Source organism: Pantoea sp. DY-5 (assembly GCF_019795955.1).
In the GTDB taxonomy this organism is placed as follows: domain Bacteria; phylum Pseudomonadota; class Gammaproteobacteria; order Enterobacterales; family Enterobacteriaceae; genus Pantoea; species Pantoea leporis.
Window position 1 is genome coordinate 44,274 of record NZ_JAIMIE010000001.1, and the last position, 14,625, is coordinate 58,898.

Here is a 14,625-nt window from a genome sequence, read left to right on the forward strand (position 1 = left end):
TAAAATTGTGGTCCTGAATCGCTACGCCTTTTGCGCGGCGTGCTGTTCAATCAGCGGTAATAACAGTTGCGCCACCGCAGCAAATACCGGCACCACCACCGAGTTGCCGAACTGTTTGTAGGCCTGCGTATCGGAAACCGGAATGCGCAGTTTGGCTTCTCCCGGCGCTTCAAAACCCATCAGGCGGGCACATTCTCGCGGGGTTAAACGACGCGGACGGCGCGCCATATTCCCGGCTTGCTGGAAATCCGCTTCGCCTTGCGCATGATCCCAGCCGCGATCGATGAGGATTTCCGAACCATCTTTGTAATAGCGCGCCGATAAAGTGCGCACACAAATGTTCAGATTACGCGGATCGTTAAGGCCAAAGCCGAAGCCATTGCCTTTGGCTTTATGCTTTTTCGCGTATTGATACAGATAGTTCCACAGCGTGGGCGACAGCGTGTATTTCGCTTCCGGCTCGGGTTCCAGCAGGCTGTGAAGCGACGGCACCTTTTGTGGATAGAGCGCGGGCAGGGCTCGCAATGAAAAGCCGTTGCTGAGCCCGCTATCACGGCGAATGCCCACCAGTACGATGCGCTCACGATGCTGCGGCAGGAAATGGCGCGCATCGATAATTTTCGCATCCGGCAAACCGCTGTCGTTGGCATCGGCCACGTCATAGCCGAGTTCATCCAGCGTGGCCATGATGATGGCGAAGGTGCGGCCTTTGTCGTGGCTTTTGAGGTTTTTCACGTTCTCCAGCACGAAGAACGGCGGCTTCTTGGCGGCCAGAATGCGCGCCACATCGAAAAACAGCGTGCCTTGCGCTTCGCACTCAAAACCGTGCGCGCGACCCAGCGCATTCTTCTTGCTCACGCCCGCCAGCGAAAAGGGCTGGCAAGGAAATCCGGCCAGCAGAACCTGATGATCGGGAATGGTGCGATCGATATGCTGATAAATTTCTTGCTCATCGCTGATGCCAGCGGGCTGCGTTACCAGACGAATATCACTGTTGAAGTGATGCAACTGTGGATCGCTATACAGATTGGCTTTATAGGTGCGCACCGCTTCTTTATTCCATTCGCTGGTGAACACGCACTGACCGCCAATCTGCTCGAAGCCACGACGAATGCCGCCGATACCGGCAAACAGATCGACAAACTGGAATTTGGCGTCGTCATAGTGCGCCGGACGCTGCGGCAGCAAGGCCTGCAGGCTGGCCACTTCGCGGCTGGAGAGCGCCGGCGCGGCACTTTTACCGGCGCGGATGCGATTCAAACGCGGCACGCTCCAGTCGCGGCCACCGGCTTCAGTTAAGGTGATAACCACATCGCGTGCGGCATAGATATCGAGCACCTGCAGTAACAGCGACGTCGCGTCATCCTGATCGGCGGTTAACGGGGAGGGCGAGACGGGGTCGATAGCGAGCATGCGTTTTTCCTTAACAGTGAAGCGGCTATGCTAACACTCATCACGCAACGAGGAAATTGGCGTGCGGTGTGCTTTCGCTTTTGGCTTAAACCGCTAAAGTTGTAGAAGCGCTAATACAAGGAGACGCCATGGCAGACGTTCACTCGCAAGCCATTCGCAGCAAAAACATGCGCGCGATTCGCAATCAGGATACCGCGATTGAACAGCGTATTGCGTTGATTCTCAAAGATCGCGGCTTCACCTATCGCGTACAGGATAAAGCGCTACCGGGCCGCCCGGATTTTGTCCTGCCCGCCGAGAAAGCGATTATCTTTGTTCATGGCTGCTTCTGGCATCGACATCACTGCTACTTATTCAAAATGCCGGCCACGCGTACCGAATTCTGGAGTGGCAAAATTAACAGTAACGTTGAGCGCGACCGGCGTTACGTCGAACAACTGCGCGAAGGAGGTTGGAAAGTACTGATTGTTTGGGAGTGCGCGCTGCGCGGCAAACTGCAGCTGCAGGACAGCGCGCTGATTGAACGTTTAGAAGAGTGGCTGCTGGCCGCAACCGACAGCAGCGAAATCGACCATCAGGGCTTGCATCACTATCGCGTTGAATAGTGCGAGATTGTTGCTTTTAGCCGCTATAACAGTTTAGATCTCCCTTTTCTCTGGGACGCGTAATTGAGCCATGAGCAGCATCAAACTTACCGTTAAGCGCCTGTATCAACTCCGCGATGAGCGGATGGTGACAACCCAAGCCACGGCGCGCATTTATCTTGGCGACCGGCTGGTAGCCACCGAAGAGATCAGCGGCATGACGGAAAGTCCGGTGAGCAAGTATTTGCACGCCGGGGATCTGACGGGGCCGTTACGCGTCGAATGGGACTGTGCGGGCATCGCCGATATGTCAGTAACGGCGATTGAGCGTTGCCCCTGTTGTCAGGATCACGAACCGGAATAATAAGGAATACCACTTTGGCAGGAACCAGTTTACTCACCCTTCTGGATGATATTGCAACACTGCTCGACGATATCTCGGTCATGGGCAAAGTTGCGGCAAAGAAGACCGCAGGCGTATTGGGTGACGATCTGTCGCTGAATGCGCAGCAGGTTAGCGGTGTCAAAGCCAACCGTGAATTGCCCGTTGTATGGAGCGTTGCAAAGGGCTCCTTTCTTAATAAATTCGTTCTGGTGCCGCTGGCGTTATTGATCTCGGCGTTTGCGCCCTGGCTGATTACGCCGCTGCTGATGATTGGCGGTGCCTATCTTTGCTACGAAGGCGTGGAGAAAGTGCTGCATAGCCTCAATCACGATAAGGCCGAGCAGAGTCCGGAGGCGCGTCAGCAGCGTCTCGACAAACTGGCGCAGCAGGATCCGCGGGCGTTTGAAAAGGACAAAGTAAAAGGCGCAGTGCGCACTGACTTTATCCTCTCGGCGGAGATTGTCGCCATCACGCTGGGCATCGTCTCAGAGGCGCCGCTGCTGAATCAGGTGCTGATTCTCGCCGGTGTCGCCATTCTGGTGACCATTGGCGTGTACGGCATCGTGGCGATGATTGTTAAAATTGACGATTTGGGCTTTTGGTTAAAAGAGAAATCTTCCACGGTCGCGCAGGCCATTGGCGGCGTATTGCTGGCCTTTGCCCCCTGGTTGATGAAAGCCTTAACGTTAGTCGGCACGCTGGCGATGTTTTTGGTTGGTGGCGGCATTGTGGTGCACGGCATCACGCCGCTACATCACGCCATTACGGAATACAGCGCCGGATTCAATGGTTTGGTCTCGGCACTGCTGAGCAACGGCGCCAATCTGGTGATCGGCTTTATCATTGGGTCGATCGTGCTGTTGGGCGTAAATCTGATTGCTAAGCTGCGCGGCTAGCAGTTATAAAGCGCTGTAAATTTTAATCACGGTCAGGAGAACGATGATGAACGACGATATGTTTGAATTTGATATCGATGCACAGCTGGAACAGGCTGAAGCTAAAGCGGCAGAAAAAGCCAACGAAGTGCCTGCGGATATCAGCGACGAGGCGGATTGCGAAGGCTGCAAAATCTAATTTTCCTGTCCAGGACGTGCTATCAAAGCCGACAATAAATTTTGTCGGCTTTTTTTATTTACAGAGTTTTTAACTGCTTATTCTGATTTAGTAGCAGTAATAGATTAATCGTATAGGAAAAAATCGGTCACAGCTGCTATACCTAAATTCGGTCATTTAACGATGAAAGAGGGAGGTGCGGTATGATCTTTGCAATCAGTGACGAAGTTCAGCACAAACAGGGCGGACCCACCATGGTGGTCACCGGCTATGCCAGCGGAATGGTAGAGTGTCGTTGGTATGATGGTTACAGCGTGCGACGTGAGGCGTTTCACAGTGATGAACTCAGTCACGTATCGAGCGCGCAACAGCTGGCCAGTTAAACACATTCGGGACGATGCCCGTCGTCCCGAATGTGGTTCAATCCTGCATTACACCTTGCCGTCGTTATCCTCTTCCACCGCCTGATAAATCCGCTGCAGAATATCCGGAAAAGCAGATTGCACGCGGCTCCAGCTGGGAATAAAGGGTTTCTCATTCGGACGCTCAATAAAGGCTTGTCCGGCATCGAGAATCGCCTGAGTGAACATCTCTACCGCCGCTTCCTCAATGTGCTGATCAAACTTGAGGCCGTTCATGGTGGCTTCGTGGTTGTAGATCTCCATCATGTCCAGCGCATTACGGTAGTAAGTGGCTTTCAACACCCGGAACGAATCGCTGGTGAGCGGCACGCCCATGGTGGCCAGCTTACGCAGCAGCGACTGCACGATGTCATTGCTCATGCGTTTCAATCCGCCGGTACCATCATCTTCGGCCAGCGGCTGATGCTTGTGGTCGTAGTTATCGGCGATCTCAACCTGGCAGGTCTGACGCGTGGTGTAGTTACGATAAATCTCCGACAGCACGCCAATCTCTAATCCCCAATCGCCAGGAATCTTGATGCCGTTGAGCACATGCGTGCGCATGGCAAACTCGCCAGAGAGCGGATAGCGGAAGCTGGTGAGGTAATCGAGATATTCCGAGTGACCGTAGACTTTCTGTAAGGAGCGCAGCAGCGGACCGACCAGCAAACGCCCGACGCGGCCATTCAGCTTGCCGTCGGCGACGCGCGCATAAAAACCTTTGCAGAACTCATACTGAAACGACGGATTGGCCAGCGGATAGAGCAAACGCGCCAGCATGCCGCGTTCATAGGTGACGATATCGCAGTCGTGCAGCGCCACGCACTGAGTGCGGTCGGAAGCCAGCGTGTAGCCAGTACAGAACCACACATTGCGCCCTTTGCCGGGTTGGCTCGGCGATAAACCCTCTTTATCCAGTTCGGCATCCAGCGCTTTCAGGCGTGGCCCGTCATTCCATAAAATGCGATGGCGCTGCGGCAGGCGGGAGAAGAACTCACGCGCAAACAGAAACTGGTCGCGATCGGCGCGGTCGAGGCCAATCACAATTTCCTCCAGGTAAGGTACCTTCGCCAGTTCGTTAACGATATTATCCAGCGCCGGGCCTTCCAGTTCCGAGAACAGCGACGGCAAAATCAGCCCCATTTTGCGTTTGCGTGAGAAGCGCACCATCTCTTTTTCCAGCGATTCGACGCTGCGGTGGGTGAGATTATGGAAATTAGTAATGACACCATTCTGGTAAAAATCACTCATCGTCTCATCCTTTTGGTTAAAGGCCGTTACTCATTCGGCGCAAGAAAATAGTCCAGACCTTCACGCCAGCCCTGCGGACCGACGTGCGCGGTGTGGTAAACGTTCTCAGTATCGGTGCGTTGCAACTCCACCGGCGTTTTACTGAAGCCTTTTATCACCACGGCATAATCAACGCGCTCCAGCATCGGCACATCGTTGGGACCATCGCCCAGGCCGATTGTGGTGCGCGCTTCTCCTTCCTGCGCGGCGAGATGCTGCTGAATGTCTGCCAGCGCGATACCTTTGCCGGTGCCGGCGGGCATCACATGCCAGAAACGCCCGCCCTGGGTTAACGCCAGATGGTGTTCTGCCAGCGCCGCGCGGAATTCCGGTAAACGCTGTTCGTCATCGCGCCACAACACCACTTCCGACGCTTCGCGCAGGCGGCTTTGGCTGGCTTCGGCAAGGGTTAAACCGGTAAAACGTGCGACTTCGGCATCACTAAATTCATGAAAGCCGTTGAAGCGAAATCGTGCCTGCAACGCCTGCAGCGTCTGGCACAGCGCATGATAGCTGGCGCTGGTTTCGATCGGCGGCGTGTGTTCACCGCCCAACACCACGCGCGCACCGTTTTCAGCAATAAAGGGCGCACCGACAATGCCTAACTTCTTTTGTAGCGGAATAATCTCGGCCGCCGTTTTGCTGGAACAAATCACCAGCGGAATCTGATGTTGTTTCAGACGCGCCAGCCATTCACTGGCCGCATCCCAGTTATAGTCATGATGATCCAGCAATGAGCCATCAAGATCGGTAATGATCATTAGGGAAGAGTTAAGACTCAGCATCATCACACTCCTTACGCCAGTGGCATCCGTAAAGCGAAGAGTAATCAGTATAATAGCGGAATCGCGATCACACTTTTTCCCGCGACCCGGCCAGCGACATCCAGGATAATTCCTAAATGGCAAACATGGCGGGAGGCGCGATGCACATTTCGTGCACAGCTGAAACCAGCAGTGACGCGGCGCATAGGACGATTCACATGAATGCTTATACAAAATTGTTCGATTTACATGCAGGGATGAGTCTTGTCTTAATCAGACTAAGGCGTAATCTGACAGGGTGTTAAGAATTCCCTGGTGTAACGAACTTACTGATTTACTTTACCCGGCCATCCCGCCGGGTATTTTTTTGAAATCGATTTCAGCGGTTCACTTCGCTGCTGGCGAAGTCGCGAATGTCGAGTTCGAAGGCTTCCGCTAGCTCGGAGTAAGAGTCATAGGCTGCGCCATTTACCGTAACGCGATGCGCGTCTTCGACTTCCATAAACTCTTTTACCTCGCCCGACGTTCTCTTCTGAATCGCTTCCAGCAACGCATCAACATCGACATTCACTTCGCGCTGAACTCTCTCGCTGTACTCTTTTGCAGTGGTCATGGCGGCCTCCCGGAGGCAATCGGATCTACACCAGTATAGTCGTTGGTGAAAAGAGGGCGCGGAGGGCAAATGGCAGGCAAAAAAAAGCCCGCGCTGCGCGGGCAAAAATCCTTGTTACTTTTAGGTTGACTGCGCCTTTGGGGTTGGTGCAGTACTGAGAAGTGTACGAGCAGCCTGCGTCAAAAGTCTCTCTGCGAAACGTTAAGAAAGCGAAAAAGCGCATCTTGACAGAGTTTTACCTGCCTTTAAGTGCACAGTGCGTAACAGCGACTATGCTTAGCGATTGATTGTTAAGTGATATCAGGGAGTGAATATGGACTTTTTACGTATTGTCATCGCCATTTTGGTTCCGCCACTGGGCGTATTCTTGCAAGTCGGTTTTGGTGGGGCTTTCTGGCTCAACATTCTGCTGACGCTGTGCGGCTACATTCCGGGCATCATACATGCGGTGTGGGTTATCGCCCGACGCTGATCGCGATCAGGCAGTGTTGATTATCTTCCGTTAAACTGTGTCGCAGGACAATTTGTGGAGAGTAATCAATGAAGGTGAACGATCGCGTTACGGTTAAAACCGACGGCGGCCCGCGCCGTGTGGGTACGGTGCTGGCAGTGGAAGCATTCAATGAAGGCATCATGTATCTGGTGGCGTTAGAAGATTACCCGCTGGGGATTTGGTTCTTTAATGAAAGCGATCATGCTGAAGGGGTTTTTGTGGAGCCGTATGAAGGGGCATGATGCCAGGTGCGCATAAATGCGCACCCTACAACGTAGGGTCGCCATTCATGGCGACCTCTGCAAATTCAACGCTTAAAACTTCTCCCAATTATCATTCCCCGATGTCGCCAATGCCGGACGCGGCGCCAGATTTGGCGTACGCAACGCAGACTGCGCCGCTTTAGCCACGTGCGCCACCGGCGCGTCATTCAAACGGAACACCGCCACCGCCTGCGTCAATCTGCCGGCCTGATCTTCCAGCGAAGCCGCTGCCGAAGAGGCTTCCTCAACCAGCGAGGCGTTCTGCTGCGTCACGTTATCCATCTCGGTCACCGCCAGGCTCACCTGCTGGATGCCACGGCTCTGCTCATCCGACGCGGCGGCAATCTCCGCCATAATGTCCGTCACGCGCCGCACCGCTTCAACAATCTCGCCCATGGTATTACCGGCTTCACCGACCTGGCGTGAACCGTTGGTGATCAACCCCACCGATTCAGCAATCAGCGTTTCAATCTCTTTCGCCGCCTGCGCACTGCGTTGCGCCAGGTTACGCACTTCGCTGGCCACCACGGCAAAACCACGGCCTTGCTCACCGGCACGTGCCGCTTCTACCGCGGCATTCAGCGCCAGAATATTGGTCTGGAAGGCGATACTGTTGATGACGTTGGTGATCTCGGCAATCTTTTTCGAGCTGCCAGAAATATTGTTCATGGTTTGCACCACGCCGCTCACCAGATCGCCACCGCTGCGCGCTTTGCCTGAGGCATCGGCGGCCAGCTGGCTGGCGTGATGGGCGTTCTCGGCGTTCTGTTTCACCGTGGCGGTGAGCTGCTCCATGCTTGCGGCGGTTTGCTCCAGCGCGGAGGCCTGCTCTTCAGTACGCGATGAGAGATCGGTGTTACCGGCGGAAATCTCGCTGGAACCCTGATAAATCGCTACCGCGCCTTCTCGCACCGTACCAACGGTACGCACCAGCGAGGCCTGCATTAGCTGCAGGTTATGCAGCAAGCTACCAATCTCGCTGCGGCCATAGGCTTGTTCCGGCGCGGTGAGATCGCCTTGCGCGATACGCTCAATGCGATCGACGGACTGACGTAGCGGGGTGATCACCACGCGACGCAGGAACACGAAGGTCAGCAGCACCAGCAGCAAGGCGGCAGCAAACGCCACCGCCATAGCAATAAAGCCAATGCGTGATTGATGCGCGGCTTCGGCATTAATCGCTTCGGCGCGGTCAGTACGGATTTTAATCGCCTTCAGCAGCACGGCGTTGTAGGCATCATCCAGTTTGCGCGTGACGTCAGTTTCCTGCGCCACAATGCCTTCGAAGCTGCCCTGTTTAGCCGATTCAATCATTGGCTTGAGACCTTTATCAATATAGGCATTGAAGCTGGCGGTCAGCGGTTCATCGAGGGCAATATCCGCCGGCGTTTTCGCCTTGCGATCCATATAGAGTTTAAAACCTTCGCGCGCTTGTTTAATACGCGTCTCGGTGCGCGCTAAATCGGCACGATAACCATCCATTTCACCAATACGCGCGGCGGCACCGGATTGCAGCACGTTGAGTCGCGCAGTACGCAGATGGTTAGAACTGTTAGAGATGCCCATACGAATTTGAATTTCTTCGGTGGCATCGTTTAGGGAATTATTACTCTGAATCAAAAAGTAGCTGGCGAGTCCAATGCACAGGGCAAAAAGCAGCAGAATGCCACCAAAGATCATACTGAACAAAGGCATCAGGCGCAGGTTCTGCCAGATGCTGAGCTTATATTGCTCATCAATCGATGCTGTTTTCATATCCTTGCTCTCATGTAGGTAGGTGTTATGAGAATAAGCATCGGCAGGCAGGGAGAAAGGATTAGGTAGGAAAGTGGGATCAAACTCTCAAAACGTGAAAAGGGCCAATCAGATGATCAGCCCTTTTATTCACTGTAGGTAATTATCGCACGTTAACATAAATCCCTGAGGTGACATTATCAGTCAAACGAACGACATGATAAATAACCTGCTTATTATGGGTTTTAATTTTACGTTTAATATTACCTTTATGTGACGATACGGTTTTGGCTTTAATTTGCATGTTCTCAGATATCTGAATGGTATCATGACCTGACATCCACATTTTCAGCATATTTGATTCAGTCTGACTTAATGTCAGTGGATGCACGTCGAGCCCGGCAGAAATACGCGGCGAAGCGTTGAGTTTCTTTTGCAAATAGGTGCCTAATAACGAATCCAACGTCGAAGTTTTTATCGATTTTGATGTAATAATCAGGTTCTTACGAACGTAGAGGTATTCCTCAAAATGGATATTCGAGATCGCCATGAAAATAAAGAATAAGGTATCAGGATGCTGCATGATAATAGCACGAATACGATCGCTGGAATCAGATTCGTGAATAAAGCACTCTTCGTTGATAAACACAACGCCCGGCTTAATTTGCTCACATCTTTGTTGCAATTGGTCGATATCCGAGACAGGAGTAATATTTTTCTTTTTAACTCCTTTCGCAGACATATAGTCAGACAAACCCAGGCGTGTGTAATTACATGAATCCATAATAATCGTTGGCATTATAGCGACCCTCACCAATTTGTTATCCGTTTAAATCAACGATGAATACGCGTTTGCGGTACGAGAGAAATTTCCAAAGACACTTTTTTATTCTGCTCAGCAGATTGGCGATAGTTGTCCATGCGCCATCATGACTCTTCCCTGAACCGTGCTGCGAAGTTTTTTTTATAGTACATCCACGTCACTCTCATCTCAGCCATAGTGGGAATGGCTAAGGATTTGCATTAAGTGTTTTATTCGCTCTGTTTTGAGAGCCCTGTCACTATCGCGCAGATCACAGACAAATCTGATAGGACAAATCTTAAAAACATTTGTGTGGCGAAAGTATGACGCTTCAGCGAGCGTTGACAATGCCGGAAAAAAGGGATTTAGACAAGAAAAATCGCTGTGAAATTTTTTTTGTTTAAAAACAGCCCTTTGAGCATTTAATCAACCGATTCAGCAGGTTTAACCCCTTAGGAATCGTCTGACTAAAATACGCGAAGCGCGGTTTAATAAGAATAATTTTCACCAAAAATGCGCACTTATCAGAATTTCCTCAGTTGATTTCTGAGAAATATGGTTCAGAAAATGCACTAACAGATTTTGAATGCTTAACTATTACTTAAGGGCGTCTACAGAATAGTTAATCAACGGGCGCGGGAAAGTTCTGACACAAACTGGGCGAGTAAATCAAAGACTTCGCTAAACAGATGTTCGCAGAAGGGAGCAAGCAGCGGCATCATCAACCCTACGCTGAGGATGCCCACCGTTAAGGTAATCGGGAAGCCAACCGCGAAAATAGAGAGTTGTGGTGAAACACGGTTTAACAAACCTAGTGCCATGTTTAGCGTGAGGAGCAGAACTATTAAGGGCAGCGCTAACATCATGCCATTAAGGAAAATTAATCCCGCGGATTTCACCAACGCCATAAAAGCATTGGCGTTGAGCGGCTGATCGCTGATTGGCAACGTATGAAAACTGTCCACCAGCAGTGAAATCAGCCACAGATGTCCGTTGAAGGTAAGAAACAGCAGCATGGCTAGCATATCGAGAAAACGAGCCAGCACCGGCATGTTCAGGCGGCTACCCGGATCGAAGAAGGTGGCGAAGGACAACCCCATCTGTAAACCAATCACTTCCCCCGCCATACGCACCGCCGCAAAGGCGAACTGCATGGTCAGGCCGATGCTCACGCCAATCAGCAGCTGTTGCAGTAGCAACCAAAATCCCGCGGGTGTAAACAGGGTCGCCTCCACCGGCGGCAGTACCGGCAGGATGATCCAGGTGGTCAATACCGCGAGGCCAATCTTGACGCGTTTGGGAATCGATTTTTCGCTCAGCACCGGCGCGCTGGCGAACAGCGCCAGTAAACGCACCATCGGCCAGAAGAATTGTGCGACCCAATGAATCAGCTGGCTGCTGTCGAGGTTAATCATTAGCCAATAATGTACGGCAGATTGCTAAACAGCGTGCGAATGTAATCCAGCATCAGATTAAGCATCCACGGACCAGCGATTACCGCCGTAGCGGCAACGGCCAGAATTTTGGGGATAAAGGAGAGCGTTTGTTCGTTAATCTGGGTCGCGGCTTGCAGCACGCTGATGATCAACCCGCTGATTAACGCCACCAGCAACATCGGCGCGGCCATCAGCAGGGCGACGCGCATCGCTTCCTGGCCCATAACCATCACTGATTCAGGTGTCATGCTGCACTCCTCGAGAAAGAAAGGTGAGGGCGAACGCCACTCAAGAGTAGAAACTTTGCGCCAGTGAACCCACCAGCAGCTGCCAGCCATCCACCAACACGAACAGCATCAGCTTGAACGGCAGGGAAATGGTCGCCGGCGGCACCATCATCATCCCCAGCGCCATCAGTACGCTGGCGACCACCAGATCGATGATCAGGAACGGAATGAACACGGTGAAACCAATCTGGAAGGCGGTTTTCAGTTCACTGGTGACATACGCCGGCAGCAGAATACGCATCGGAACCGCTTCCGGACCCTGAATCGGTGCGGTGTTAGCCAGACGGGCAAACAGCGCTAAATCGGCTTCGCGCGTTTGACGCAGCATAAATTCACGCAGCGGCTGGGCACCTTTATCAATCGCGTCCGCCATGCTGATTTTGTCCTGGCTGAACGGCACATAGGCGTCGGAGTAAATCTTGTCGAAGGTCGGCGCCATGATAAAGAAGGTCAGAAACAGCGCAAGGCCGAGCAGCACCTGGTTTGGCGGCGCCGACGGCGTGCCGAGGGCGTTACGCAGCAAACCAAACACAATAATGATGCGCGTGAAGCTGGTCATCATCAGCAGCACCGCCGGAATAAAGGTCAGCGAGGTGATGAACACCAGCGTCTGTACCGGCAGCGACCAGCTCTGGCCACCGTTCGCCAGCGGCTGGCTGATTAAGCCTGGCAGCTGCGCATGGGCAACCGGTGCCAGCAACAGCAGCGGCAAGAGAGGAAGTAATCGACGCATCATTGTGGTTTTCCGGGACGTTTAACCAGGTTCTGGAACAGCTGACGAAAATCCTGTGGCGCAGCGCTGTGATTTGCCCGTTCTTCCGGCGGCAGCGGCGGTAACGAATGCAGATGGGTGATCTGCTGGGCGGTCACGCCCAACACCAGACGCGCATCGGCGGTATCAACAATCACCACACGCTCACGCTGACCAACCTGTACCGTCGCGCTGACTTTCAGCGCCTGGCCGGTCACCATTTTCGGTGCAAAGCCAAGGCGTTTTGCCAGCCAGCCGCAGCCGAGAATCAGCAGAACAATCACTGCCAGCACGCTGCTGACCTGGCCAATCACCGAACCGGTTGAGACCACCGGCTGGCTGGGTACCGGTTGTTCGGCTTGCGTGTGTTTTAACATGCTTAACGGCTCAGACGACGCATACGTTCAGACGGGGTAATGATGTCGGTGATGCGCACGCCATATTTGTCGTTCACCACCACCACTTCACCCTGCGCGATCAGATAACCGTTGATCAGAATATCCAGCGGTTCCCCGGCCAGCCCATCCAGCGCCACCACCGAACCCTGCGTCAAGCGCAGCAGCTCTTTAATGGTCATTTTGGTGCGACCCAGTTCCACGGTCAGTTTGACCGGGATATCCATGATCAGATCGATATCCTGCAGCGAGCCGCTGATGCCAGGATTTTCCAGCGACTTGAACACATTTTCAGTTGGATCTGGCGCGCTGGTGGTGGTTTGTTCGTTCATAGCTGCAGCCCACAGATCGTCCGCGGAGATGTCGTCGTCGGACGGTTTCTTGCTGTCACTCATCGGGCTGTTCCTCGTTCAGCGAATTCAAAATCGGGTTAATCAAATGTTCTACACGCAGCGCGTACTGGCCATTGATGGTGCCGTATTGGCTGGTCAGCACCGGCACGCTATCGACGTGAGCGATGATGCGGTCCGGCTTCTCAATGGGCAGGACGTCACCGGGTTTCAGCTGCAAAATACGTGACAGGCGCAGCGATGTTTCGGCGAAATGGGCAATCAGCTCCAGCTCCGAGTGCTGCACCTGTTTCACCAGATTGTCGCGCCAGTGATTATCTTCCCGGCGTGAGTTTTCCAGTGGGGGATTGACCAGCAGCTCGCGCAGCGGCTCAATCATCGAAAACGGAATACAGATATTGAATTCACCGACCAGGTTTCCAATCTCCACCTGGAACGGCGTGTTCACCACGATGTCATTCGGTGAAGTGGTGATGTTGGTGAACTTCACCTGCATCTCGGAACGCACATACTCTACTTCCAGCGGATAAATCGCTTTCCACGCATCGCTGTAGCCATCCAGCGCCAGCTTCAGCATGCGGCGAATCACGCGCTGTTCGGTATGGGTAAATTCACGTCCTTCAACTTTGGTCGGGAAACGACCGTCGCCGCCAAACAGGTTATCGACAGCAATAAAAACCAGGCTCGGTGAAAACACCACCAGCGCCGTGCCGCGCAGCGGCTTCAGGTGGATCAGGTTCAGGTTGGTTGGCACCGGCAGGTTGCGGGCGAACTCGTGGTACGGCTGAATCTTGATCGCACCCACACTAATATCGGGGCTACGGCGCAGCAGGTTAAACAGCGCCATACGGAAATGACGGGCAAAGCGCTCGTTGATGATCTCCAGCGCCTGCAGACGCTCACGGACTACGCGGCGCTGAGTATTGGGATCATAGGGACGGATGTCGCCATCGGTCCCTTTGGAACTGTTCTCTACTTCCGCACTGTCACTGTCGCCATTAAGCAGCGCGTCAATCTCAGCCTGGGAGAGAATGCTATCGCCCATTAAATCACCTCAAAATGAAGGCGGTAAACAGCACGTCATTGACAACCTGAGCCGGTTGACCTTTTACCAGCGGCGGCGCCAGCACCTGTTTGATCTGCTCAACCAGGGCCTGTTTGCCTTGCTCTGTGGCCAGTGCCGTCGCGCTTTGACGCGAAAGCAGTAACAGCAGACGGCTGCGCACTTCCGGCAGGTAATCGTTCAACCGACGACGGGTATCCTCATCGGGCAGACGCAGGGTGAACCCCACGTACAGCACACGGTCGGGATCGTTGTCAGGATTGACCAGGTTTACTGTAAACGTATCCATTGCAAAAAATACGGGAGCAGCCGGTGGCTCGACTTTCGCCGCGTCCGGTTGGCTGCCTTCGTGTTTATTCATCATTCGCCAGACTGCATAGCCTGCCACGCTGCAAGCGGCCAGCGTTACAATCAGTAACACCGGTAGTAGTAGTGAACGTTTGCGGCCTTTAGCTTTCGCGTTATCAGACATCTTGCAGTTACTTCCTGTGAATTATGGGCAAGCCTCTCGGCTTACCTGGACAGATTATCCCGCGTCTTAAGTCAAA

At 53.2% G+C, this 14,625-nt stretch carries 20 protein-coding genes; 7 read left to right on the plus strand and 13 right to left on the minus strand.

The window, feature by feature from the left end:
• Positions 1-21 precede the first annotated feature (21 nt).
• On the minus strand, positions 22-1,413 hold the full coding sequence (gene dcm / locus K5Y30_RS00210) for a DNA (cytosine-5-)-methyltransferase (protein ID WP_222210238.1): 1,392 nt from the start codon (positions 1,411-1,413) through the stop codon (positions 22-24).
• A gap of 128 nt (positions 1,414-1,541) precedes the next feature.
• Here dcm and K5Y30_RS00215 point away from each other — a divergent pair, with 128 nt between their 5' ends.
• The 5 genes from K5Y30_RS00215 to K5Y30_RS00230 all read left to right on the plus strand — a co-directional run bounded on the left by K5Y30_RS00215 (position 1,542) and on the right by K5Y30_RS00230 (position 3,818).
• Entirely contained in the window at positions 1,542-2,018 is a 477-nt protein-coding gene (locus K5Y30_RS00215) for a very short patch repair endonuclease (protein WP_101763942.1), read from the plus strand.
• Between the two features lie 70 nt (positions 2,019-2,088).
• On the plus strand, positions 2,089-2,361 hold the full coding sequence (locus K5Y30_RS00220; RefSeq protein WP_008105433.1) for a hypothetical protein: 273 nt from the start codon (positions 2,089-2,091) through the stop codon (positions 2,359-2,361).
• A gap of 14 nt (positions 2,362-2,375) precedes the next feature.
• Positions 2,376-3,278: a DUF808 domain-containing protein gene (locus K5Y30_RS00225; protein WP_222210239.1), complete on the plus strand. Its 903-nt coding sequence runs from the start codon at positions 2,376-2,378 to the stop codon at positions 3,276-3,278.
• A 43-nt stretch (positions 3,279-3,321) separates the two neighbouring features.
• Positions 3,322-3,456 (plus strand): hypothetical protein, encoded by a 135-nt coding sequence (locus tag K5Y30_RS24785; protein WP_255253243.1) that lies wholly within the window; start codon positions 3,322-3,324, stop codon positions 3,454-3,456.
• Between the two features lie 182 nt (positions 3,457-3,638).
• Positions 3,639-3,818 (plus strand): YodC family protein, encoded by a 180-nt coding sequence (locus tag K5Y30_RS00230; protein ID WP_222210240.1) that lies wholly within the window; start codon positions 3,639-3,641, stop codon positions 3,816-3,818.
• Between the two features lie 48 nt (positions 3,819-3,866).
• Here K5Y30_RS00230 and K5Y30_RS00235 read toward each other — a convergent pair whose 3' ends face one another.
• The 3 genes from K5Y30_RS00235 to yodD all read right to left on the minus strand — a co-directional run bounded on the left by K5Y30_RS00235 (position 3,867) and on the right by yodD (position 6,503).
• A complete protein-coding gene (locus K5Y30_RS00235; protein ID WP_101763945.1) occupies positions 3,867-5,087 on the minus strand; it encodes a glycosyl transferase in 1,221 nt (406 codons plus the stop codon).
• A gap of 26 nt (positions 5,088-5,113) precedes the next feature.
• Positions 5,114-5,911, minus strand: a complete 798-nt coding sequence (locus tag K5Y30_RS00240; protein WP_222210879.1) for a mannosyl-3-phosphoglycerate phosphatase-related protein — start codon at positions 5,909-5,911, stop codon at positions 5,114-5,116.
• A gap of 358 nt (positions 5,912-6,269) precedes the next feature.
• Positions 6,270-6,503 carry a YodD family peroxide/acid resistance protein gene (yodD, locus tag K5Y30_RS00245; protein WP_222210241.1) on the minus strand — a complete coding sequence of 78 codons (234 nt, stop codon included), beginning with the start codon at positions 6,501-6,503 and terminating at the stop codon, positions 6,270-6,272.
• 313 nt (positions 6,504-6,816) lie between these two features.
• Between yodD and K5Y30_RS00250 the strand changes: the two genes are divergently transcribed.
• Positions 6,817-6,975 carry a YqaE/Pmp3 family membrane protein gene (locus tag K5Y30_RS00250; RefSeq protein WP_192411592.1) on the plus strand — a complete coding sequence of 53 codons (159 nt, stop codon included), beginning with the start codon at positions 6,817-6,819 and terminating at the stop codon, positions 6,973-6,975.
• A 68-nt stretch (positions 6,976-7,043) separates the two neighbouring features.
• A complete protein-coding gene (gene dsrB, locus K5Y30_RS00255; protein ID WP_176970356.1) occupies positions 7,044-7,238 on the plus strand; it encodes a protein DsrB in 195 nt (64 codons plus the stop codon).
• Positions 7,239-7,310: 72 nt separating this feature from the next.
• Here the strand turns inward: dsrB and K5Y30_RS00260 are convergent, their stop codons facing one another.
• The 9 genes from K5Y30_RS00260 to fliL form a co-directional block, all read right to left on the minus strand.
• Positions 7,311-9,014, minus strand: a complete 1,704-nt coding sequence (locus K5Y30_RS00260) for a methyl-accepting chemotaxis protein (RefSeq protein ID WP_222210242.1) — start codon at positions 9,012-9,014, stop codon at positions 7,311-7,313.
• Between the two features lie 142 nt (positions 9,015-9,156).
• Positions 9,157-9,792, minus strand: coding sequence for a transcriptional regulator RcsA (gene rcsA / locus K5Y30_RS00265; RefSeq protein WP_008105413.1), 636 nt, complete (start codon positions 9,790-9,792; stop codon positions 9,157-9,159).
• Positions 9,793-10,421: 629 nt separating this feature from the next.
• Positions 10,422-11,210: a flagellar biosynthetic protein FliR gene (fliR, locus tag K5Y30_RS00270; RefSeq protein WP_101763949.1), complete on the minus strand. Its 789-nt coding sequence runs from the start codon at positions 11,208-11,210 to the stop codon at positions 10,422-10,424.
• Entirely contained in the window at positions 11,210-11,479 is a 270-nt protein-coding gene (fliQ, locus tag K5Y30_RS00275) for a flagellar biosynthesis protein FliQ (RefSeq protein WP_008105408.1), read from the minus strand. Before fliQ ends, fliR begins: the two co-directional genes overlap by 1 nt.
• 40 nt (positions 11,480-11,519) lie before the next feature.
• The gene (gene fliP / locus K5Y30_RS00280) at positions 11,520-12,251 is read right to left on the minus strand and encodes a flagellar type III secretion system pore protein FliP (protein WP_097097688.1); all 732 of its coding nucleotides are present in this window, start codon (positions 12,249-12,251) and stop codon (positions 11,520-11,522) included.
• A complete protein-coding gene (fliO, locus tag K5Y30_RS00285) occupies positions 12,251-12,646 on the minus strand; it encodes a flagellar biosynthetic protein FliO (protein ID WP_222210243.1) in 396 nt (131 codons plus the stop codon). The genes fliP and fliO overlap by 1 nt, the downstream gene beginning before the upstream one ends.
• A 2-nt stretch (positions 12,647-12,648) precedes the next feature.
• Positions 12,649-13,059, minus strand: coding sequence for a flagellar motor switch protein FliN (fliN, locus tag K5Y30_RS00290; RefSeq protein ID WP_008105402.1), 411 nt, complete (start codon positions 13,057-13,059; stop codon positions 12,649-12,651).
• Complete coding sequence (fliM, locus tag K5Y30_RS00295) at positions 13,052-14,059, minus strand: flagellar motor switch protein FliM (protein ID WP_064739115.1); 1,008 nt, start codon at positions 14,057-14,059, stop codon at positions 13,052-13,054. Before fliM ends, fliN begins: the two co-directional genes overlap by 8 nt.
• Positions 14,060-14,063: 4 nt before the next feature.
• Positions 14,064-14,549: a flagellar basal body-associated protein FliL gene (gene fliL, locus K5Y30_RS00300; RefSeq protein WP_101763951.1), complete on the minus strand. Its 486-nt coding sequence runs from the start codon at positions 14,547-14,549 to the stop codon at positions 14,064-14,066.
• Between the last annotated feature and the right edge of the window lie 76 nt (positions 14,550-14,625).